The organism is Blastopirellula marina (assembly GCF_002967765.1).
Taxonomy (GTDB): Bacteria; Planctomycetota; Planctomycetia; order Pirellulales; family Pirellulaceae; genus Bremerella; species Bremerella marina_A.
In genome coordinates this window covers 561,342-584,347 of record NZ_PUHY01000010.1, presented here as the reverse complement: position 1 = coordinate 584,347, position 23,006 = coordinate 561,342, and the positions used below count along the sequence as shown (strand labels likewise).

Below are 23,006 nucleotides of genomic sequence, written 5' to 3'. Positions count from 1 at the left end.
GGTCAAAACTGTTTCGTTAAACAAGCCGCGCGTTACGATGGTTCAGGAAGTTTCGTAACACCGCATCGAACTGTTGGTCGGTCCGAATTTGGGCATAGTCCATTTGGCTTGCCAAGGACTGCGAGCGAAGATCGTTGACGAACGCTTCGATCTCTTGGCGGTAAGCCTTGCGTACCGAAATAGGATCGGCCAAGAGCTCAGGAAATGCTTCCAGGCCGTGAAACATGGTCGGTCGATCGAACGGAAAATCTAATTCTGCGGGATCGAGAATATGCAGCAAGATGATATCGTGTTTGCGATACTTTAAATGCTTTAGCCCCGCCATGATCGAGTCGACTTCGTCGAAAAAGTCGCTCATCACGATCACCAAGCCACGACGATTCAAGCGGCCGGATAGTTCATGCAGAAGTGGACCGATCTGGGTTTTCTCCTTCGAGTCGGCCGTTTGCAACACGTCGATGACCTGCTGAAGCTGCACTGGGCTTCCGTTGGGGGGCACCAGGTTACGGACTTGATCGTCGAAGGTAACTAACCCGACGGCGTCTTGCTGTTGGAGCACCAGCCAGCCAATCGTGGCGGCCAAACACTGGGCATATTCCAACTTCGACATCGCTGCGTCCGGGCCACGATAGCGCATGCTTTCGCTGACGTCGACCACCAGATTGCAAATCAGATTGGTCTCGTCTTCGAACTGCTTAATGTAGTACTTGTCGGTTCGGCCAAGTACTTTCCAGTCGAGATAGCGCAGGTCGTCCCCAGGCGCGTAGTCGCGATGTTCGGCGAATTCGATCGAGAACCCGCGATGGGGACTGCGATGCGAACCGGCGATCAACCCTTCCACGATGTGCTTCGCACGCAGTCGAAGCCCCTGGACTTTAGCCAGCGTCTGAGGATCTAAAAGCTTCGGCAAAATTGCTGTCCTCTACCGTGGTAGGTGTCGAATCCAAAATCTTCTGAATGACGTGATCGGTGGTGATGCCTTCCGCATCGGCATTGAAGCTCGTGCGGATACGATGACGCAAAACCGGTAAGGCAACCGCTTTGATGTCGTCAGTCGTAGCGAACTCGCGGCCATGCAAGATCGCACGCGCCTTAGCACCCAAAACCAGGAACTGGCTGGCCCGGGGACCGGCACCCCATTGAATATAGGGAGCCATCGGAGATTGGTTTCCTTCCCCTTTACGAGTGAGCCGCACCAGGCGAATTGCGTACTGAGCAACCGGGTCAGCAACTGGTACGCGACGTACTACTTGGGAAAGCTGAAGGATCTCTTCGCCGGTCAACAGGGGATTAATCTTGGTATCGATGTCGGCGGTCGTCCGTTTGACGATTTCCAACTCTTCCAATTCCGATGGGTAATCGATCCGCACATTGAACATGAAGCGGTCCAACTGGGCTTCGGGGAGCGGATAGGTCCCTTCCTGCTCAATTGGGTTTTGCGTCGCGAGGACAAAGAAGGGAGACGGCAACGCATGTTTTGATCCTCCAGCGGTAACTTGCTTTTCCTGCATCGATTCGAGCAGCGCAGCTTGCGTCTTCGGAGGCGTTCGGTTGATTTCGTCCGCCAGGATGACATTGCTGAAGATCGGACCACGGACAAAGCGGTAGGCTCGTTCTCCGGTAGCACGGTCTTCCTGAATGATTTCCGTTCCCGTGATATCGGACGGCATTAAGTCAGGCGTGAACTGAATGCGATTGAATTCCAGGTGCAACGCGTTGGCGAGCGACCGAACCATCAACGTCTTGGCTAAACCTGGAACGCCTTCCAGCAAGCAGTGACCGCCAGCGAAGAGCGAGATCAAGAGCTGTTCGACGACCTCTTGCTGGCCGACAATCACTCGGCCAATCTCACGCTGCAACAATTCGTAAGATTCGGCCAGTTTCGCCGCGGCGGCGGCATCGTTTTCGCTACTCATCCGTTTGATTTCCGTCCAGGGTTTCGCTTGCGGTTTGCCTGAGTCACTGGATGTGGCTGCGTCAGGTTGTCATGTCTCTATTCTAGTTACTGGGGTCATCCGCTTCTCGTTTTGGCAAGACATCGGAGGAGGTTGGCGAGTAAACCGTCATGCGGCTTGGGGAAGCGATAATCATGAACTCATCCGAGACAAGCACATTACCTCCCTCTTCCCCGTACTGAGCCAAGTCGACGGGCTCGCCGGCTGTTACGACTTGGGCGTTCTCGTCCAAGCGAGAACCCAAGCGATAAACCGTATCATGGGTTGGCCAGTAAACTTGATCTCCTACAATTGTTCCTCGTCCGAAGCCACTATCGCGTGGATCTCTGGCGACTTGCGGAAACTCGGCACGGATTTTTCCGGAATGCAGTTGAATCCAGAAGAGCTGTTTTCCGCTAACCAAAACGTCTTCGTCGGTGGCACCCAGGATGTGCATGGGTTCGATCCCGCTGGGAACGGTTTGCCAAACGAGCTGCCCCGTGGCGGCATCTAGGGCGAACACGCGATCGCAATCGAGCGGCATGCTAATCACCAATCCTTGCGTAACAACGCATGGATTGATATTTCGCTGGACTAAGCCGTGGGCAAGTTCCAAGCGGGGTGTTGGAACGAGCGGCAATCGGGGATACCGCGTCAGCCACAACGTGTCGCCACGCTCGGCATCTAGCGCGGCGATGACTCCATGATTGGTGTTGTAGTACAACACGCCATCTTTCAGTGTCAGCAAGTTGTACGAGCGATGTCCGTAATCTGCTTCCTGAACCAAACCGCTGCCGTATGGCTGGGTAATGGAAAGGGACTTTCGCCAGAGCATTTGAGATGTAGTCCAATCGAAACAAGCCACCGCTGATTCGTCGCGGACCCCTGATTTCGTCATGCCGCAATAGAGGCGATTCCCATCAATGATGGCGGTCCCTTCAAACGACCAAGGAAGGGAAAGCTCGGTCACGGGAGGGATGCGGGCAATGAGCTTTCCTTGCTTGCTCATGTCGAAGATGACCATGTCGGCCGGATCTTGAAACTGAGCTTGGAACATTGGGACACCGATCGCAGTTATTCCGAGTCGGGCCACCAGCATGTCGCCATCGGACGACTGGGTGAAGCGAGGTACCCCCAACGCATGCAAAAACTTGATGGTCATCGCCGAAAGCAGATTGCCTCGACGACGCGATTCAAAGTCGACGTCAACTCGGCGACCAGGCGAATAGAACGCACCATACTCCAGATCGGTTTTATCAAACGCTCGTCCGCTGGTCGGAAACGCGGCCAAGCCACTCTCTAACTCAAATGCGCGAACACGCTGCTCATCGGCGACCACGACAACACCATCGTGAACGATGGGGAATGTGCTGTTGAGCTCTTTCTCGGTCTCTGAAATGAGCGGCGTGGCCTCAGGTTCTGCCGCCTGGCCGTTGGTGACACCACTTCCCGCCGGGCGGGATAAGACCTGACGATCGATTGCCACGCTCCAATTCGGCTGATAAGTACCAGCCGGTCGGGTTAGTTTTCCGTGGCCATTGCGGGAATAGGCCCCAGCGAATGTCGGCCAATCTTTTTCGTGACGGCCTGGCAAAGTTCCGTGCGATGTGTCGACAAGACGTGAGAGGAACTGAGCGAAGTTGGTTTCACGACCGCCGAGATAACCGTGGCCGTCGGGATAAAGTTGCTTGAGCAATTCCAGTTCGGATTGAGCACGATCTTCGGCACCTTCCAGCCAAGATGCCAGGCATAATCGAGCCCAGACGGCGGCTGGATCGATATTGCTGTTTGGAATCGTGGCAAGTGGGCTCGACGAGGCGTTATCTTCTAGACACTGTCGAATGTAATTGCGGTGCTTCTTCCAATCGATGCCGTCGACGGCGACCCACATCGGTTGCCCGGGCATCGCCAGTAAAACCCCGGACGGATCGTTGGGGGTACGAAACCGTGGAGAGATCCGTTCCCAAGCCGTTCGGGCTTCGTTGAAGCGAGCCTGTTCTAGTAAAAGGTCGCCAAGGTAGAGCAACGCGTCGTCGGTGTAGCTGCTGAGAAAGTAGTCGTCGATCGCGGTCGCCAACTGCGCCGGATCTCGGGATGCCTTGGCTTCATCGAGCACGGTTTGAGCCAAAGGATCAATCCGCTGCCGATAGACTTCCAGGAATTCAGGCGTCTGGCGGGAATACTCAGCAATACGTCGCTGCAAGTACGACTTCAAATCAACGTAATACGTGTACTGGCTTCCCAGGTCGACTTGATCGCTACCACGAGCGATCAGTTCATCGCCGTGGCTGCCGATCAAGCGGCCAAGGGTATCGATCGCATCTTGCCAGTTCTTCTGCTGCAAATGCTGATCGATTTGAGAGAGTAGGTTCTTTGTGTCGTTCCTGATTTCAGGAAGTTCAACCGTCAACGAGAACTCTGCGCGAACCTCCAGGTCTCCGACTTGACCGAAAGACTGTCTGGCCCCAAGCAAGCTAAGGGCGAGGAACCCAACGAGTCCCGCGGTTCGGATTGTTCGCACAGTCAGATCGATCATGCCCTCGCTTTTCCTAGCGACGTAAGATGAATACTCACTACAGTATAGAACCGCCAACCTAGCCAGAAAAGCAAACCGGCGGCCAATGTGTGCGGAAAAGGCCCGATGAAGGGGGAATCTTGCCCATTGAGGTAGGCTGGGAGATCAATGAGAAGGGCGACTTAATCGCGATTCTGCGGTCGATTACGAATCCCAGGCGGGCGGCTGCGTGGGGATCCCCTGCTCCGCCTTCTTGAGTGCCAGCTCCGACAATTCGTCGACGGACAGTTGTTTTCGCTGCTCGACAGGACGACGAAAGTAACAGGCGGCGATGTATGCGAAGAAACCCGCCAGAAGCAGATACGGAACCACCATCATGAATACGATGCTGAAAGCGTATGCCGCCACGTAGTTGTCGCTCAGGCCATCCTTGCAGGTCGGACAGGCCCACACCCAAGAAGGAAAGCCTGCCACTAGAAAAAAACTAGCGGTAGAGAACGATTTTCCAATATGGTTGTTCAGTCTGATCATCGCTTTACATAGCCGCTTCGGCCGGAAAGAACTGATACAAACAAAGATACACCAAGACACCGGTCACGGAAACATAAAGCCAGATCGGAAACGTCCATTTGGCAATACGCCGGTGAGCCGCCCGATTGTCCTTCAAGCCGTGATAGATGGTGATGACCGCCAGGAAGGGAACGGCCGCCGCAAGTACGACATGCGTTAGCAGCATCGCGTAATAGCTGTACCGAATCCAATTCGGAGGATAGTCTGGGAACGCCTTACCGTGCCCAGTGAGTAGTGCGTGGTAAACCAAATAGCATCCTAGAAAGACGATCGAAACGCCAAAGCAGCCAAGCATCGTCCACTTATGGGCGTTTACTTTCCCCTGCTTAATCAGTACGAAACCAATGATTAGCAGCAAGGTTGCCAGGCCGTTGAGCGAGGCATTCACATGCGGCAATAAAGTTACCAGGTCCACGCACTAGTCCTTCTTCTCGGGGGCTTCATCGGCGGTGTCGGTCTGAGATTCTTCCGTTGTGGCTTTCTCGGCAGGCGGAAGCATTTCGTCCAACTTTTTGCGGGCAGCTTCCATTTGTTCTGGCTTGCTTGTGCGGAACGAGTCGATCACTTTGCCTTCCCGGTTCACAAGAAAAATGCGATCGCTGTGATACTGTTCCTTCACTTCGATATCGAAAAACTCATCACCAATTCTCTTGATGGTGTCAAATTCACCTCGCACAAAGTACCAGCGGCTAGGATCAGCCTGGAAAACAGAAGCATAGCCGGCCAGCATTGCCGGTGTATCGGTCTCTGGATCGCAGGTAATGCTCACCATTTTGAGTCCGCGATCTTTGAACTCGTCACGCAGCTTGGCGATTTCCAGATTCTGCATGCGGCAAGAGCCAGGGCAGGAAGTGTAGAAGAAGCTTCCTAGCCAAACTTGATCCTTGAGCGATTTACTATCGAACGGTTGTTCTAGGCTGTCTGTCAGTTGGAAGCTTTCCATGGTTTGCTTGCGGGGCTCGTCTTCCCCTTTCGCAACTTCAGCCTTCTGAACGTCTTCCTGCGCTTCGTAGGGTTCTTCCAGCAGCTTTTCGATCATCTTTTTCGCGCGGCGGAAATCGGAGTCTTGCGTAGCGCGGAATGTGCCACGAAGCTTGCCGCTTTTGTCGATGACCATCAAGCGGTCGCTGTGTGTTTGGGTCTCGAACATGACCTGAAACGAGTCTTCCACGATCGGCTTCAACTTATCCATGTCACCAGTCAGAAAGGTCCATATACCTGGCTCGGCTTGCATCGACTCGGCGTACTTACGTAGCACTTCCGGTGTGTCATTGGTGGGATCGCAGGTGATGCTGACGAACTTGACACCATCATCGGCGAAGTCTTCCTGCAAGATAGCAATTTGTTGATTTTGCAACTTGCAAATGGATGGGCAGGATGTGAAGAAGAAGCTGGCTACCCACACGTTCCCTTTCAGAGTTTCTGTGTTGAACGGTTCTTCTTCAGCCGACGTCAACTCAAACGGCGGAATCTGTCGATCCAGTTCCATCTCTTCGGACGAGCCAGCATGGTCGTCGATTTCCATTGCCAGCGGGCGAGGTGTCCGATTCATGGCGGCCCACAGCATGGTGATTCCCAGCAAGATGAGCAGCACGGCAGATACAAAAATTCCGGTAATCGGTTTCATAACCAATCTCCTCGTCGTGTCTTGGTGGCGGCGCGACAAGATAGAGCAAACATCACAATCGCAAATAGCAAAGTAATCGTTACGCCAAAGGAGACACTTGGCAACCAGAACTGCCCTCCCGAGGCCCCTCCGAGAAAGCTTGGGGCAACCTCGGCATGCAGGATCCGGCGAATCGCCCCCAAGGCGTAAGTCACGGGATTTAGCGTCATTACCCAACTCAATACCCATTGCCCGGGCGACGTAATCGCATCGCCGGTGGGAATTGGAAAGAATGCTCCGGAAAGAAGCCACATGGGCATGAGCAGCAGATTCATAACCGCATGAAAACCCTGCGTCGAGTCCATTCGCCAGGCCAGCCAAAAGCCGAGCGACGTGAGGCCAATACTCGCGACAACCAGGATCCCGAAGATCGCAAGGAACTGAATTACCGACAGGGAGATGCCAACAAAATAACCGAGGCATAGGAAAATCATCGCTTGGCCAACTGCCAGGATGGTGCCTCCGAGTACCTTGCCCAGCACCATCGACCACCGCGGAATTGGCGATACAAGCACCGATTGCAGGAAGCCTTCGTTGCGATCTTCGATAATCGAGATCGTGGCAAAGATGGCCGTGAACAGCACAATTAGGAGCAGCGTTCCCGGGAAAAAGTATACGGTAAAGCTTTCGTCACTTCCCCCCTCCCCTTGCGTGCGAAAAACGCCTGTCAAACCGGTGCCGAACAACAGCCAAAAGATAATGGGTTGTCCAATTGCGCCGATGATTCGATTCCGTTGACGAAGGAAACGAATGATTTCGCGGTAACAAAGCGACCATGCGGCCGTCAGCGGCTTGGGCGTCGAGAGGGATTCGGAGGTCATTAGGATACCTCCTCAGAAAATTGTCGCCCCGTCATCGCAATAAAAACATCTTCTAAGGACGGCTTAGCTAAAGTGATCGCGTCGACCAAGTCGCTGGCCGATTGCATGATCGTGCGGATCGTGCCCGGTCCATCTTCGGTTTCGAGCCGCACGAATTCGCTGACCTCAGTCGCGCTCAGATTGAGGTCGTTATGTAACTTCTCGAGCAACGCTTGCGGTTGACGCGTACGTATGGTGATGGTGTCGCCGCCGATACGATCCTTGAGGGCGTCCGGCGTATCCAACGCTACCAAGTGACCTTGATCGAGAATCGCAATTCGATCCGCCTTTTCTGCCTCTTCCAGTAAATGGGAGGTCAGCACGATGGTGACACCTTGATCACGGCGAAGGAATTCCAGGTAACGCCACATGGCCTGACGAGCCGCAGGATCGAGTCCGGTACTCGGTTCGTCCAGCAACAGAACCTTCGGCGAGTGGAGCATGCCTTTGGCCAATTCCACTCGACGACGGAGCCCGCCCGAGAGGTCTTCGGTCACGTCGTTCTGGCGGTCAGCGAGTTCCAGCTTTTCCAGCAGAACGCTTGTCCGTTCCTTTAGCGTTTGACCAGCCACACCGTATAGCGCGGCTTGCTGATCAATGTTCTCTCGGACTGTTAGTTTCTTATCGAGGCTGGGCATTTGAAAGACGACGCCAATCTGCTGACGCACTTCATGCTGATGAGCCGTTACGGTGCGGCCATAGATACTTATCGAACCGTGACGCAGGGGCATGAGGGTTGAGAGCAGTCGAAACAGCGTCGATTTGCCTCCCCCGTTCGGTCCAAGGAAGACAAAGATCTCGCCCGGATCGATCGATAACGAAACATCCGCGAGCGCTTGTCGCTTTCCATAGAAATGGGAAACGTTCTCGATCGAGACAGCGCGGGGGGAAATCATTCGCAGTTCAACTTAATGGGGCGCGTTGGTCGCATCTGCGGCAGCATTATCGGCCGATTCGATGTGGGGAACCGGAGCATGATACCAACGCTCTTCCGAGTAATTCTCGGTTCGCAGGCCGATATCAGGAATCAACATACAAGTGAGGAAGATAGCCATCATGGCTGCCGGGATCGTGAGAACCCATTTCCAGTTCGCTTCCCATAGCAAATGCATGAAGAACAACATCACCAGCAACGCCTTACCGCAAGAGACGGCCATCATGAAGGCCATGCTGACCTTTGCTGGAATCGCGGTGTCCCACCATTCGAAATAGGTGAGAAACGAGCAAAGGGTCAAGACGCACAACGCCACAAACACGACCCAATACTTGCCGTTGCCGGTGGTCGCGTGCAAGGTCTCGTCGTTTTCCAGATGGGCATCTGGAAGTGGCTCGCCATGGGGTGGGACTTCGCTAGGTTCGCTCATGGTGTCGCTTTTTCTAAAACAGGTACAGCATGGGGAAAAGGAAGATCCACACTAAGTCGACAAAGTGCCAATACAACCCGGCATTCTCCAGGTAGTTGGCCTTCGTCATATCGAGGGTACTGAAAAGCACCAGCAGGAAAATGATTAGTCCGATCACCACGTGCAAAGCATGAAATCCGGTCAGCAGGAAGTAAGTACTCGCCCACATGTGACCGCTGGGAATGACCATCGGAAGTTCCATCCAGGCCATCTCGTGATTGATGCCGTGATTCAACAAATGGGCATCGTCCGCCAATAGGATATTAAGAAACGCAATCCGTTCTTCCAGCGGCTTCGCTTCAGTCTGCGTCTTGGCTTGATCTTGCATCAAGGTCGCTTGCTCGGCACGCATCTTGTTGGCATCTTCGTCAGAAGGCTTATCGTCACCTTCGGCAGCCAAGGCCGTTTGAATCTCTGCCTTACGAGCTTCGATACCTTTGAGCTTCTCGTTGAGATCGGCCAACGGACCTTCCAGCGATTTCTTTTCGTTTCGCAAACGCGTCGCCTGGTAATCGGTCGTTTCGTGGTGTCGCACGCTGTAGACTAAGGAATCGATGATTGCCTGTGCTTCGAGCGGGTTGTTCGCTGCTTCGGTCGCCTGGCGAGCCGTATAGGCGACGCCTCCGTTGAACATGGTTTCAACGAACGACTCACGAGTCACGCCAGGAGCGACTTCGATTTGCTTCTCTTCGTCCGTAAGCGACGTGCGAAGCTCTTCCAGACGGACTTTGAGTGCCGACACGTAATAGACGTCAGATCGATCGTAGAGCCGGCGGTGTTCTTTGTTGGGGAAGATGCCGTGGGCAAATTTCTCTTTGTATTCGTAAGCTTTGATTCCGAGAAAGACGCAGCCAAGCGTGAACGTGATTAACAGCCACTTCTTCGCGTTGGCTGCATTGTTCTTACGAGCCGCCTCCAGCGACAGAACGATCGACAAGCTGCTGCAAATCAGCACGAACGTATTAATCGCCCCTAGCGGTTCGCTAAGATGGACGTCGTGTGGCGTCGGCCAAGTGCCCACTGGGCTGCCGAATCGTAGAACCACGTAGGCCCCGATCAAGCCCGCAAAGAACATGATCTCGGTCGACAGAAATAGCCACAAGCACAGCTTGCCTAGAGGCAAAGGTAATGCTGGATGGTATTCCAGTTTGACGTGGTCGTGATGATCGTGGTTGGAATCGGACATGCGGGGTTCGTTCTAAGACTCGTTCCGTGGAAACTTACACGCCACTAGGCAGGATGACCAACAGGCCAAGTTGAATCGGCAGGTAAAATAACGAAGCAAACAGCAACTGGCGAGCGGTCTTCTCGTCGCGTGACGTGAAAAAGCGAAGCGAGGCGATCAACATCACCGTGCCACCAAATAGCGACAGGAGCATGTACGTGATGTTGGGCATCGCGATATAGCCGAGGCCTGGGACCACGCTGACCAACAGCAAGGCCATCGCCCCGGAAACGGCTTGAAGACCGGCTTTCGTGCCGCTTCGATCAACGACCGACCACATCTGCATGCCACCCTTTTCATAGTCTTCGCGGTATAACCACGCGATGGCCATGAAATGGGGGAATTGCCAGAAGAATAAGATCGCAAACAGCGAAATCGCCTTAATGTCGAGCGTCGGATTCACGGCCAGCCATCCCATGAGCATCGGCAACGCGCCGGCGATCGCACCGACGGTGGTATTCCATGGTGTCCACTGCTTCATCGGGGTATAGATGCAAACATAAAGCACCCACGTCAGCACCCCGATCAACGCAGGCATCCATCCGACGGTTGCTAACAAGTAGGCAACACCGATCGAACCGAGCAAGGTGCCGAACATTGCACTGGAGTAACGCGAAAGTCGCCCACTGGGAATCGGTCGCTGGGAAGTTCGGTTCATGCGACGGTCGGCATGCACTTCCAGGCATTGATTCCAGACGCAACTGCTAGCCGCGACCAATGCCGTGCCGATGATCACGTTGACCAAGCGAACGACATCAGGCTGACCACCGCTGGCGTAGAAGCCGGCAATTGCCACGCAAACTAACAGTAGAACGGCGATCTTCGGCTTGGTGAGTTCCAAGTAGTCGCTCAATTGCTGCTTCATGCCCGAGGGGCGTTCGGTCAAGGTGGCGGGACCTGTGCTCATACCATCACCTCCTTGGCGGACGCGTGGGATGTCTGCGGCGCGGAGTTCTTTGAGATTTTCATGGAATTGGAATAACAACGCGAACTGTAAGTTGCCAGCATCACGGCTACGGCCAGAATTGCAGAGCCAACAGCGACGTGGCCTGTGACGATCATTGCTTGTAAATTGCTTTCCCACTCGATCACAAACCCGGCAAAGTAGCTACTACGTGGCAGGAAAGTGGGCCAATTATATTTGACGGTGTACGCGGCGATACCGAGGCCAATTTGACCCACGACCAGCAATACTGCAATCACGGCGACCACCACGATATGCCGATTCGATTGTCGATCGCGAACCGCCAACCAAAGCAAGATCATCGCATTGGCGGCAACCAGGAATGCCGTGATTACGTGAAAGAGGACCGCGACCCGAAATGATTGATGCGGCATCGTCGCTGGGACGTGCCGGATTAACGATCCGAGCGCGATTTGCAGGAAGGCCAGCACTACGAATGAAACGGAACGTAAGACGTACGTTCGGCCGAATTCGCTCTCGATCGGCGACATCAACTGCCATCGCCGCGAAGTACGACACTCGAGATAGACCAAGTAGCCGAAAAAGAGTGGGCCGACGCAGCCGTGGACTCGTGCGATAGTCGTCGCATCCAAAACAACCCGCAGGCCACCGAGAATTCCCTGAGCCAAGACGAGGACTAACGCCGCGGAAGCCAACCAGATTTGCGTCCGATCTTTCCGCCAGATTGCCAGACCTAAGAACAAGATGCACAAAAATCCAACCGTCGAAGCCAACAGACGATGCCCATGTTCCAGGAACAGGTCATAGGGACCGAACACCCACGTCTGCCACGGATACAGAAACATGTTGTATCCATAGGTCGACGGCCAATCCGGAACGGCCATGCCGCTCTTGGTGGTCGTGACCAGACCGCCGATCCAGATCAGCGGATACGTCGTCAAGACCAACAGCAACGCCAAGCGATGCGGCCAGCGAGATTCGGATTGGGATAGTTCAGTCATACGTACTTAGTCAGCAGCTAAAGTCGGTGGGACGTCTGCTTTGCCACGCTCGGTCGGTGGCTGAGTCTGTGGGTAATAATCCTGGTCCGTTTCGGGTGATCCATACTCGTAAGGACCACGATAGACAATCGGCTGAAAATCGAAGTTGCCATGCCCAGGAGGACTCGGTGCTTGCCATTCCAGACCGTTGGCGTGCCAAGGATTGCGTCCAGCCTTGGGGCCGAAGAACATGCTGTAGAAAAAGTTCAAAATGAACGGGATCTGCGAGGCCACCATCAAAATGGCACAGATCGTCATGAACTGGTTGATCGGTTGCAAGTGGCGGAATGTCTCGTAGTGGTACGGATCGGCTAAACGACGTGGAAAACCCACGGCGCCCAGGATGTGCATCGTGAAGAATGTCCCGTTGAGGAACACAAACGTCAGGAGGAAGTGCACCTTTCCCCAGAACTCGTTCATGGTGCGACCGAACATCTTGGGGAACCAGAAATAGATCGCACCGAACACGGCCATCGCTGTTCCACCGAACAAAACGTAATGGAAGTGAGCGACAATGTAATAGGTGTCGTGGATGAAGATATCCACCGGCGTTGCAGCCATGAAGATACCGGAGAGGCCACCCACCACGAACATCGAAACAAATGCCAGCGAGAACAACATCGGCGTGGTGAACTGGATTTTTCCGCCGTAGATCGTGCCGAGCCAATTGAAGGTTTTTACCGCACTTGGCAAGGCGATCATCATCGTCGCGACCATGAACGTCATGCCGAGACCAGGATTCATACCAGAGACAAACATGTGATGTCCCCAGACAATGAATCCGAGACCCGCAATCCCATTCATGGCGTAAACCATTGGTTTGTAACCGAACAGCGGCTTGCGAGCGAAGCAGCACAAAATGTCCGAAACCATCCCCATCGCTGGCAAGATCATGATGTAGACCGCCGGGTGGGAATAGAACCAGAATAAGTGCTGCCACAGCAGCGGCTGTCCACCACCAGGTGCCATGGGCGAGTTGTTCACCGACAACGCTTCTGGAATGAAGAAACCAGTCCCCACGGTGCGATCGAGCAGTTGCATAAAGCCTGCGGCGGTCAGCACGGGCAAGGCGAACGCTTGCAGGAGCGCTGTAATAAACATGCCCCAGATCGTCAGCGGCAGACGCATCATCGTCATGCCAGGAGCACGCATCTGAATAATCGTAGTCAGGTAGTTGACTGAACCCATCATCGAACTGATGCCGACACAGGTCAGACCAAGCAGCCACATCGTTTGCGCGAGACCGCTACCAGGAGCCGATTCTGGCACTGAGGATAATGGGGGATAACTGGTCCAACCACTCGATGCTCCGTTACCGGCAACGAAGAAGCTTCCTCCAAAGAAGAAGAACGCTGGCCACATCACCCAGTAGCTGAGCATGTTGAGCGTGGGGAAAGCCATATCGTCGGCCCCGATCATCAGCGGGATTAAGTAGTTGCCGAATGCACCCGCCAAGATCGGAATGATCACCAGAAAGGTCATCACCGTGGCGTGCATGGTAAAGAGCATCGTGTAGAACTCAGGTGAGATCTGACCACCTTCTGCCGAGAAGAGCATTGGCCCGATCACCGGCATGTCGCTCCAAGGCCAAGCCAATTGCCAACGGATGCCAATTGCAAGCAAACCGCCCACCAGGAACCACAGCAAGGTCGAGAACAGGAATTGAATCCCAATTACCTTGTGGTCGCGTGAAAACACGTAGGTCGAAATGAACTCGCCAACGCCAAATTCGCTGGACGAGTGGGCGTGCGATGCGTGCCCATCCGCAGTGATGCTGCTCATCGTATCTTACTCTGCCTCAGCCAGCGAAAATTCGGACAACTCTTGTTCGTCATAGGTCTTCTTTAGCCAGACGTCGAAATCATTCCGCGACTGGACGGTAATTTGACCTTTCATCTTGTAATGACCCCAACCGCAAAGCTCGGCACAGACAATATCGTACGAACCATCTTTGATCGGCTTGAACCAAATAAACTGCTTCATACCGGGGACGACGTCCTGTTTGACGCGGAAGTTCGGCAGAAAGAAGCTGTGCAGCACGTCTTCACTTTCTATTTCAAGGACCACTTCCTCGTCACGGGGAACGTGCAAAACGTTGGTAACATAGAGATCGTCTGGCGTGTCGAACTTCTGGTCTTCACCCGGGTATTGCATCTTCCATTCAAACTGCCGACCTGTCACACGCGCGATCGGCGGTTTGGGCTGGCCGTTGGCCAACACGGGACGTTCCATTCGAGCACCCGCCCAAGCATCCATTTGGTATATAGCCAAAAAAAGCAGGATGATCGCCGGAACGACTGACCACATCACTTCCAGGTAATGACTGCCGTGTGTGAACACGACTGGCTGGTCATTCTTGGCTGCATCGTATTTCCACAGAAACCAGAACAGAAGGATTCCCGTTGCGATGAAGACAATGCCGGTCAGCCATAGGATGAAGTAGAAAAGGTGGTCGATGTTACCATCCTCGACAACCCGTTCAGGGAACCAGTGGCCTTCAAGCGGATACCAATCCATGGCTGCCCACACAATGATGAGGGTGCCCAAGATTGGGATGCTCAAAAAAACAAGACTCCAGAATCTTCCCACCAGGGACTCTCCTACTTCCAGCCTGTGCTGTATGGCATGTTCGACGAGGTGTCTCGTCGAGCGATCAAAGGTTGTGCGGTTAGTTTCTTAGCCGAATATTCTCTTGCTCATGCAGCGACGGCTGGCTCAAGCTGTCGTATGGCAAGCCCTTCAGAACAAAGTCGACTAAGTGCCAGACGTCCTCGTCTTGCAAGTCGTAGGCAGCGGCAGGCATTTTGGCGCCTTCGATGCCGTTTTTGATACGCCAGTAGACATCGACCGGGCGGCGACCACCACGGAAGTTGCCCAAACGCAAGTTACGGGGGTCGAGCTTGCGAGGTGGCAAAGCGCCTAACGCCAGGAACTCTTCCAGATTGTCAGGGGCTTTTGGATCGAAGAAGTCTTCCGTCCAGTCGTCATAGAACATTTCGGCCGTTTGACCATCGCCCAAGCCAGACTGTCCATGACAGGTCGCACAGCCACCCTTACCGAAGAACAAAACCTTCCCGGCGGCAATCGACTCGTCGAGATCCCAATCGGGACGTGCTGGGACTTCAGTCGGTTCGGCGTCACGCCACTTCTCGTAAACTGGTAGGATGAAGTCCATTCGCGCGTATTCGGTCAGCTCTTCGACTTCCGCCTTGAGGTCTTCCTTCGCTTCGGCCAGCTCTTCGGGAGACATCTCTTTGATGTATTCTTTTTCTTCCTCGTTTCGCTTTTCGGCTGGCTTGGCGACCGCCGCGTCCAGTTGCGAGAACTCCATCAACAGATTGCGTTCGGATTCGCCCCGGATTGTCAGATACTTCACGTATTGAACGAGTGCTTCGACCTCTTCTTCGGGAAGCAGTTTGAAGCTGGGCATCGCGGTGCCAGGAGCTCCGTTCATGATGATCCGTTTCAGATCGTCGTGAGTTGGTGGAACACCTGTCTTGGTCGACTTCCACTTAAACTTGCCCATACGGAAATCGCGTGGGTAAGGGTTTAAGAACGCAGCCGTCGGACCTGCTCCATCGCCGTTGATACCGTGGCAGTGAACACAGTGTTGGCGGTACAGTCCTCGTGGGCTGCCATCTTCTTCGCTTCCGTAAGGGCCAGCGGCCATCTTTAGCATGTCGATCTTCAGCAGATCTTTGATGCTGGATTGTTCGACTTCGAGTTTCGCCTTTTCATCTTCGTCGAGGCTTTCAGGATCCTCGTACAGATCGGGGAACAGTTCTTCGTAGTCGAATTCTGGAACCTTCGGATCGTCAGGCGTGCCGAAATTCTCGGACAGAATCTTGGCGATCGGATCGATCTGATACTCCAAGCTAAGGCTTGCGTCTTGCGTGATTTCGGTTTTGCGCAAAGCGACTTCGTTCAGATCGAACTGGGGAGGTTCTGACGTGCATCCAATGATTGCCCCAACCAAGACGGCCAGAACCAGGCCTCCCGCCTGATAACGTCCGCCAAACTCCGGGGCCTGGCAAATTCGCATTGTTGATTCCAGTTTGCCTTCGCCTATCACTGGGAAGACGACGCTGTTAGGTGGATCTTCAGAAACAGAGCAGAGTTGGCTTCCACGAGAGCCAAGCCTACGTTCGCTTACAGGGATCAACGCGGTCCCCATAAACAAGGACCGCGTTCTCACTGTTTTCATCACGTTACTTCAACAGGTTGGCATCGATCACGATGTCGCCCAGGTCGTTATTGCCTGGTTTGACGTCGATTTCGATGATGCCCTTTCGGTCTTTCACCGTCTTGCCGTCGATTTTCATTTCTTTGACGTAGTTGCTCACCGGATGCCAGACCTGGAATTGGTGCTTACCAACCGGCAGGTTCTCGATGGTGAATTTCCCGTTCTCGCCAGATACCGCCATATAAGGAGAATCACGCATCACGATACGCGACTTCATCCAGCCATGGATCGTGCAGCCAGCCATCATCGGCGACTTCTCTTCCGAATTGAACTTCTTTTTCATGCTTCCACCGGCGGGCACTAACGTATTGATGCCACCGTTGCTGAAACCATCGATTTTGAAGTTGTGCGGAATCGGATCGGAATTCTTGAATTCGATTTCCTGTCCCGTGCACACCAAGGCAACTTGAGGGTCGTACAGGCAATCCTTGTTATCGACCACCACCGTCTCCTTCACCTTTGCGGCATACATCGGATGAGGATCAGGTGCCTTGTCACCGCGATCGAGGAACAGCCACAACGCGGCATCTTTCAAGTTCCCTTCGGAATCGACTTGCAATGCCGGATCGGGAATCTTGTTACCGCAGAACTGGTTGTCCTGGGTTACCGTCAGATCTTTCAGGTTGTTAGGCTTTCCGTTGACCACGAATCGCCCGGTCACCGTGCCCCACTGCTGGGCTGATGCATTCTGGGTCATTAAACCCAGAATGCCCAACAGCAGGACTGCAAACTTGGCAGTTCTCATGACTTACTCCGCAGAAATGAAGTGTGATACTACTTCTTTGGCGTCAACAAATCGGCTTCGATCTTGATGTCGCCCAGGTCGTTATCACCTTCCTTCACTTCAATCTCGAGCAGACCCTTACGGTCTTTCACCTTCTTGCCACCGACGTTCATTTCTTTGATGGTGCCAGGGATTTCGTGCCAGATTTGCAGCTTGTGCTCGCCAACCGGCAGATTCTCGATGGTGAAGGTACCGTCCTTAGCCGAAACCGCCATGTATGGGGATTCGCGAACGATAATCTTGCCGGCCATCCAAGGGTGGATCGAGCAACTGGCATTCATCGGATAACGTTCTTCCGAGTCGAACTCGTGCTCGAACACACCGCCGACAGGAACCAGATTGTTCATGCCAGAGTTTGAAAAGCCTTCGACCTTGAAGTTGTGCGGAATCGGGTCGGAGTTCTTAAATTCGACCGGCTGGCCAACCAGGATACCGACCACGTGTGGTTCGTATAGACACGCCTTGTTGTCAATGACAACTGGCTTCTTGGCGGCTTCGGCGTAGGAAGGATGCGGAGTCGGGGCCTTATCGCCACGATCCAGGTAAAGCCACATCGCAACGTCCTGAATGCCACCATCGTCGCTGACCTTCAGCGAAGGATTCGGTAGCTTGGCGCCGCAGAATTCGACGTCTTTTGTGATTTCATCTTCTGGCAAGGTTGGGGCTTTGCCATCGATCACGAAACGACCAGTCACCGTGCCCCATTTTTGGGCTTCGGCGCTTTGAACATTGACAGCGAGGACGGCCAGAAGCATCAAACCAAGTTGCGTTATTTTCATCCAGTACTCCTTAATTGGCTAATTACTGAGGGGGTTTTTGTAGGAAGGATGGGTTGAAAAGCGAGGGAAAAACACTGCCCTCATAGGGGCGTGGAATTCCACCACACATTATATGCATCTGCGATTTTCTTGCCCATGTATTCTGTCGCACCCCAATGAGGGGAGCGTAATTGGTTTAATTTAAGAGCGAAACAGCCGCGTTTCCACCCCCAAGTAGGCGGATTCAAACGACTGTAAAAGATCTCAAGTGCCGTGAGGCAAGGTGGGGAGGTAGGAAGGTGGGAGCTGAGCGGGCCAGCGAGGGAAGTGGGATTTCGTGGTAGATTGCCTGTTTTACCAGGGTAAACGCTGGAATCAAGCCTTAGTTTCTTGCAACGAGATGCAGATTTTTGCCAAGTTGACGACCAATTCGCGGTCGCTTTCCTCGTTTTTCCGCTAGAGGTGAGCGAGACAATGGTAATTTGGTACACTGCACGATTCTTCAGTTCGTCGATTTTATCGCCAGGAAAGCGGCAGCCGTTTTATGAACGTTTTGGTCTTAGGTTCGGGTGGACGCGAGCACGCGTTGGCTTGGAAGTTGTCGCAAAGCTCGCGCGTGCGGAATGTGTTCGTAGCTCCAGGCAATGCCGGGACACAGATCGATGCTGAAAACATTGCAATCGACGAAACCGACTTCGCCGCTTTGGCAAATTTCGCCAAGCGTAATGATGTTGGTCTCACAGTCGTTGGGCCAGAAGCTCCTCTCGTGGCTGGTGCGGTTGATTACTTCCGTGAGCAAGGTCTGAAGATCTTCGGCCCCAACAAGGCGGCTGCTCAACTGGAAGGAAGCAAGGCCTTCTGCAAGCAAACGCTGCGAAGCGCCGATGTTCCGACCGCCGACTATCGCGTATTCCGAGAAGCGGATGCGGCAGCTCGCTACATCAAGGATCGTTTCCCACACGAAGGGGAAGACGTTCCGGTTGTTATCAAGGCCGATGGTCTCGCTGCCGGCAAAGGCGTTACGGTGTGCGATACAGCGGAAGAGGCGTTGGAAGCGATCGATCAGATTGGTCGTCAGCGGGTCTTCGGCGATGCGGGGGCTCAGATCATTATCGAAGAGCGGCTCGATGGCGAAGAGGCCAGCGTTCTAGCGATCACCGATGGTAAGACAATCCTCACCCTGCCCCCCGCTCAGGATCACAAGCCTGCTTACGACGATGACAAGGGACCGAACACCGGCGGGATGGGAGCTTACTCCCCAACGCCGCTAGTTACGCCACAAATCATGTCGATGGTCGAAGAGAAGGTTCTCGTTCCGACCGTTCATGGAATGAAGCGGGCACGCAATCCGTTCCAGGGTGTTTTGTACGCTGGTTTGATGATGACCAACCAAGGTCCCAAGGTGTTGGAGTACAACGTTCGTTTCGGCGACCCTGAATGTCAGCCGATTTTGATGCGGTTGAAGTCCGACCTCGCCGACATTTTGGAAGCCTGTGCGGAAGGTCGGCTCGATTCAATCGACCCTCCAGAATGGGACACCCGCCCCTCGGTCTGCGTGGTGATGGCTTCCGAAGGCTATCCTGGCAGCTACGAAAAAGGGAAGCCGATTCGCGGCCTCGACGAAGCCGCCAAGCTGGAAGACGTTAAGGTCTTTCATGCTGGCACAAAGTTTGACGGCGAACAGATTGTGACCAATGGCGGTCGCGTTTTAGGCGTGACGGCGATTGGCGACACAATCTCGGCTGCCAAGCTTAAAGCCTACACCGCGGTGAAATGCATCCGCTGGGATGGGGCCTGGTGTCGCAAGGATATCTCGGACAAGGCACTGCGGCACTCTTAATGGGTATTTCGCGAGAGCCGGTATCGTCAACGGATGCCGGTCGACAGCGAATAACCTGTCAGTTGTCTACTCGTTCGTTCCGAAGAATTCGTCCGCGATCTTCTTGAGATAGTCGTCTGTGAAGACGTTCGGCGAACCTTGCTTCCCCTCCCCTGTCTCAGGTTCTCGATTGCCAGATGTCTGCTTCGAGGGACGTGTTTGGTCGCCTGGTGGCGGTGAGGTTGGTGGGGTCTTGCGCGGCGTAATCTTAGCGATTGAAGTTTCAGGTGGCGCAAGTTCGTCCAGATCGATTTCGCCGAAGAATTTAATCCATTCGTTGACCTGAGCGTTAGGAACCGAGGCAGATGGTTGCTTAGGCGGTGGTGGTTTCTTCGCCTCTTGCTCCCGGATTCGCTTACGCGTTTGTCGCATCAAGCGGAACCAGCTATCGCTATCGATCGCTTTCGCCTTACGCCGTCGGGCGGCACGTTGCACGCGGTGATCGCTGGAGACTACCGTTAGGCGTTTGGGGGCATGATGATCGCGAATCAGTTCTTCGATCATCTCGTCCGCATCGGCGTAACCAGTGGCAAAACGCACGGTGATTTGTTGATGATGAACCGTCCGCGGCAGACCAGGTGGAGGATTGGCAGAATCGAAAACCACCGTGGTTTGTGGTAGTTCCTTCGGGTCGATCACACTTAGTAGAGCGTCGAGTAAGGCCCGGCGTTCCCCCTCAAATGATCCTTCCCCATCGACAGAGCCCACGAGCCCAGCTGCGTACAGCAGGTTGTATCCGTCGATGATCAGCGACATGGAAGTCCCTCTCTTTCCTCGGCAACGAGGCGTACTACGAGAAAGGCGATTTACGCTGCATCGTAACGGAACTTGCTGACTCCGCCTACAATTGTCTCGACAACGCGGCCCACTAGTTCTTGGCCATGAAATGGACAGTTGAAGCTTTTTGAGCGGTAGCTCGCAGTATCTACCGTCCAGCGTTGTTCGGGATCGATGATCGTGACATCGGCATCGGCACCAACTTGAAGCGTTCCCTTGGCCAGGCCGAGAACTTGAGCGGCGTTGAACGACATTGCTTTAATGGCGATCGCCCAGTCGAGGTGCCCTGCTTTGATCAGGTGCGTGCTAACCAAGCCAAGTGCGGTTTCCAGTCCGACCATTCCGAATGGTGCTTCCGTGATCGCACACATCTTCTTTTCCGAAGATCGCGGCGCGTGACCACTGGCAATGACGTCGATCGTGCCATCTTTCAGTCCGGCGATACAGGCCTGGATGTGGTCGGCCGATCGAAGTGGCGGGTTAAGCTTGAAGCTGGTGTGAAACCCTCGCATCGCTTCGTCGGTGTTGGCGAACTGGTAGGCACAGATACTAGCCGTCACTCCGACGTTGCGGATTTTCGCTCGGCGGAGAATGTCGACCGTGCCGCTGCATGAAATCCCCAGCAGGTGAAGCTTCCCTCCCGTGGCTTCGCAAATGCGAATATCACGGGCGGCCATCACGTCTTCCGCTTCGGTCGGCATCGGAGCCAGGCCCAACACGGTGGAAACCTTCCCGTCATGCATCACGCCATCGCGAGATAGCTCGACCATTTCTGGCCGGTTCAGCACCGGACGGTCGAACATCAACGTGTATTCGAGGGCTCGCCTCAGCAGTTCAGGATTAGAGACAGGGCGAGTTCCATCGCTGAACGCAATCGCGCCGGCGTTGTTCAAGATGCCGATTTCGGCCATCTCTTCCCCTTGCCGTTCACTGCTTACGCAAGCTACAGGGTAAACGTTGCAGTGATCGGCCTCAGTTGCCTGACGACCGAGGTAGGTTACAGCGGCAGCACTATCAACGGGAGGATTCGTTTCCGAGATGGCGGCAATCGAAGTGAAACCACCAGCCAGAGCGGCGTAGGCTGCTGACTCAATCGTTTCGTCTTCTTCAAATCCAGGTTCGCGAATTTGGACGTTCAGGTCGATCAGCCCAGGAACAACCAGCATTCCCGTGGCGTCGATAACACGTGTGGCTTCCAAGCCTGAGTCGACATCGATCGCACCGATACGTCCCTCTTCGATCAGCAGGTTCGTAACGCGGTCGATCCCCTGGCTAGGGTCGATCACGCGACCATTTTGTATGAGCGTTCGGGGCATGGTTGGTTCCAATCGCCTTGGTTCTTGCTTGGAAAGGCTCGGAGGCGAAATCTCTTTGGCTGACGTTCTCAGAATTTACGAAGTGGCTCGACCATCATTGAGCAGCCACATGGCCGCCATTCGGACAGCTAGGCCATTGTTGACTTGATGTAGGATCACCGAGTGTTCCCCATCGGCGACCTCTGGGGTGATTTCCACCCCACGGTTAATCGGGCCTGGGGCCATGATCAGGATGTCCGACTTGGCCCGTTCCATTCGTTTACGATCCATTGCATACAGCAGTGCATACTCGCGAACGGACGGAAATGGTCGGGTGTACTGACGCTCGAATTGAATCCGCAGCAAGTTCAGCACGTCACAACGCGGCAAGATGGAATCAAGATCGTGCGAGACCTCGACGCCGAATTCTTCCCAACGACGGGATACGAGCGTTGAAGGACCACAAACGATCACATGGGCACCTAGCTTTTGCAGGCCCCAGATATTCGAGCGGGCAGTTCGGCTGTGAGCGATATCGCCGACCATGGCCACCGTCTTGCCGGCCAAGTCGCCGCGGTGTTGGCGAATGGTCAGAATGTCGAGCAGGCCTTGCGTGGGGTGTTCGTGAGGGCCGTCGCCGGCATTGATCACGGCACAGTCCAGGTTCGCGGCTAACATCTGAGGTGTGCCGGGGGCCTTGTGGCGACAAACCAAGGTGTCAATGCACATCGACTCGATGGTCTTCGCCGTATCGAGCAGCGTTTCTCCCTTGGAGAGACTACTGCTGGAGGCAGAAAACTCGACAACGTCCGCTCCTAGACGGCGGGCAGCCAGCGAGAAACTGGTGCGAGTGCGTGTCGAATCCTCGAAAAACAGATTAACCGAGGTTCGCCCGGTGAGTACGGGCAATTTGCGACGGCAGCTTTCCGTCGAGTCTTTAAACGCTTGTGCGACGTCGAGAAGAAGGGTGATTTCGTCTGACGTCAAACTTTCCAAATCGAGCAAGTGCCGCTTTGTCCAGCGGCCTTGAAAGGGCTCGAGAAACCCAGGCGTCTCCATGGAATTCCAGAATATGCAAAGCGGTTAGGTCGTTCTACTTGGGGCCAAATTCTAAGGATTCCAGCGGCTGGTC

At 54.2% G+C, this 23,006-nt stretch carries 21 protein-coding genes; 1 reads left to right on the top strand and 20 read right to left on the bottom strand.

Going from position 1 to position 23,006, the window contains the following annotated elements; all coding sequences use genetic code 11:
* Positions 1–16: 16 nt before the first annotated feature.
* The 17 genes from C5Y83_RS13420 to C5Y83_RS13340 form a co-directional block, all read right to left on the bottom strand.
* Positions 17–910: a DUF58 domain-containing protein gene (locus tag C5Y83_RS13420; RefSeq protein ID WP_233207210.1), complete on the bottom strand. Its 894-nt coding sequence runs from the start codon at positions 908–910 to the stop codon at positions 17–19.
* Positions 876–1,916: an AAA family ATPase gene (locus tag C5Y83_RS13415; protein ID WP_105330242.1), complete on the bottom strand. Its 1,041-nt coding sequence runs from the start codon at positions 1,914–1,916 to the stop codon at positions 876–878. The genes C5Y83_RS13420 and C5Y83_RS13415 overlap by 35 nt, the downstream gene beginning before the upstream one ends.
* 82 nt (positions 1,917–1,998) lie before the next feature.
* Positions 1,999–4,470, bottom strand: a complete 2,472-nt coding sequence (locus C5Y83_RS13410) for a PQQ-binding-like beta-propeller repeat protein (RefSeq protein WP_105330241.1) — start codon at positions 4,468–4,470, stop codon at positions 1,999–2,001.
* 183 nt (positions 4,471–4,653) lie between these two features.
* The gene (locus tag C5Y83_RS13405) at positions 4,654–4,923 is read right to left on the bottom strand and encodes a hypothetical protein (RefSeq protein ID WP_105330240.1); all 270 of its coding nucleotides are present in this window, start codon (positions 4,921–4,923) and stop codon (positions 4,654–4,656) included.
* 61 nt (positions 4,924–4,984) lie between these two features.
* Complete coding sequence (locus C5Y83_RS13400; protein WP_105330239.1) at positions 4,985–5,434, bottom strand: DUF420 domain-containing protein; 450 nt, start codon at positions 5,432–5,434, stop codon at positions 4,985–4,987.
* Positions 5,435–5,437: 3 nt separating this feature from the next.
* Complete coding sequence (locus C5Y83_RS13395; protein ID WP_105330238.1) at positions 5,438–6,646, bottom strand: SCO family protein; 1,209 nt, start codon at positions 6,644–6,646, stop codon at positions 5,438–5,440.
* Positions 6,643–7,506 (bottom strand): ABC transporter permease, encoded by an 864-nt coding sequence (locus tag C5Y83_RS13390; protein WP_105330237.1) that lies wholly within the window; start codon positions 7,504–7,506, stop codon positions 6,643–6,645. The genes C5Y83_RS13395 and C5Y83_RS13390 overlap by 4 nt, the downstream gene beginning before the upstream one ends.
* Positions 7,506–8,441, bottom strand: a complete 936-nt coding sequence (locus C5Y83_RS13385; RefSeq protein WP_233207209.1) for an ATP-binding cassette domain-containing protein — start codon at positions 8,439–8,441, stop codon at positions 7,506–7,508. The genes C5Y83_RS13390 and C5Y83_RS13385 overlap by 1 nt, the downstream gene beginning before the upstream one ends.
* Before the next feature lie 12 nt (positions 8,442–8,453).
* Positions 8,454–8,909 (bottom strand): cytochrome C oxidase subunit IV family protein, encoded by a 456-nt coding sequence (locus C5Y83_RS13380; RefSeq protein WP_105330236.1) that lies wholly within the window; start codon positions 8,907–8,909, stop codon positions 8,454–8,456.
* A 13-nt stretch (positions 8,910–8,922) separates the two neighbouring features.
* Positions 8,923–10,134 (bottom strand): heme-copper oxidase subunit III, encoded by a 1,212-nt coding sequence (locus C5Y83_RS13375; protein ID WP_105330235.1) that lies wholly within the window; start codon positions 10,132–10,134, stop codon positions 8,923–8,925.
* A gap of 34 nt (positions 10,135–10,168) precedes the next feature.
* Complete coding sequence (gene cyoE / locus C5Y83_RS13370; protein WP_105330234.1) at positions 10,169–11,080, bottom strand: heme o synthase; 912 nt, start codon at positions 11,078–11,080, stop codon at positions 10,169–10,171.
* Positions 11,077–12,099: a COX15/CtaA family protein gene (locus tag C5Y83_RS13365; RefSeq protein WP_105330233.1), complete on the bottom strand. Its 1,023-nt coding sequence runs from the start codon at positions 12,097–12,099 to the stop codon at positions 11,077–11,079. Before C5Y83_RS13365 ends, cyoE begins: the two co-directional genes overlap by 4 nt.
* Before the next feature lie 6 nt (positions 12,100–12,105).
* Positions 12,106–13,920, bottom strand: a complete 1,815-nt coding sequence (locus C5Y83_RS13360; protein ID WP_105330232.1) for a cbb3-type cytochrome c oxidase subunit I — start codon at positions 13,918–13,920, stop codon at positions 12,106–12,108.
* 6 nt (positions 13,921–13,926) lie between these two features.
* Complete coding sequence (gene coxB, locus C5Y83_RS13355; RefSeq protein ID WP_233207208.1) at positions 13,927–14,700, bottom strand: cytochrome c oxidase subunit II; 774 nt, start codon at positions 14,698–14,700, stop codon at positions 13,927–13,929.
* A gap of 106 nt (positions 14,701–14,806) precedes the next feature.
* Positions 14,807–16,180, bottom strand: coding sequence for a c-type cytochrome (locus C5Y83_RS13350; RefSeq protein ID WP_158262352.1), 1,374 nt, complete (start codon positions 16,178–16,180; stop codon positions 14,807–14,809).
* A gap of 166 nt (positions 16,181–16,346) precedes the next feature.
* A complete protein-coding gene (locus C5Y83_RS13345; protein ID WP_105330230.1) occupies positions 16,347–17,126 on the bottom strand; it encodes a hypothetical protein in 780 nt (259 codons plus the stop codon).
* Between the two features lie 29 nt (positions 17,127–17,155).
* Positions 17,156–17,944: a hypothetical protein gene (locus C5Y83_RS13340; protein WP_105330229.1), complete on the bottom strand. Its 789-nt coding sequence runs from the start codon at positions 17,942–17,944 to the stop codon at positions 17,156–17,158.
* A gap of 523 nt (positions 17,945–18,467) precedes the next feature.
* Here C5Y83_RS13340 and purD point away from each other — a divergent pair.
* Positions 18,468–19,763, top strand: a complete 1,296-nt coding sequence (gene purD / locus C5Y83_RS13335) for a phosphoribosylamine--glycine ligase (protein ID WP_105330228.1) — start codon at positions 18,468–18,470, stop codon at positions 19,761–19,763.
* A gap of 66 nt (positions 19,764–19,829) precedes the next feature.
* Here purD and C5Y83_RS13330 read toward each other — a convergent pair whose 3' ends face one another.
* From C5Y83_RS13330 to C5Y83_RS13320, 3 genes are all read right to left on the bottom strand, one after another.
* Positions 19,830–20,558 (bottom strand): NYN domain-containing protein, encoded by a 729-nt coding sequence (locus tag C5Y83_RS13330; RefSeq protein WP_105330227.1) that lies wholly within the window; start codon positions 20,556–20,558, stop codon positions 19,830–19,832.
* A 50-nt stretch (positions 20,559–20,608) separates the two neighbouring features.
* Positions 20,609–21,895 carry a dihydroorotase gene (locus tag C5Y83_RS13325; RefSeq protein ID WP_105330226.1) on the bottom strand — a complete coding sequence of 429 codons (1,287 nt, stop codon included), beginning with the start codon at positions 21,893–21,895 and terminating at the stop codon, positions 20,609–20,611.
* Positions 21,896–21,970: 75 nt separating this feature from the next.
* Positions 21,971–22,933 (bottom strand): aspartate carbamoyltransferase catalytic subunit, encoded by a 963-nt coding sequence (locus C5Y83_RS13320; protein WP_105330225.1) that lies wholly within the window; start codon positions 22,931–22,933, stop codon positions 21,971–21,973.
* Positions 22,934–23,006 lie beyond the last annotated feature (73 nt).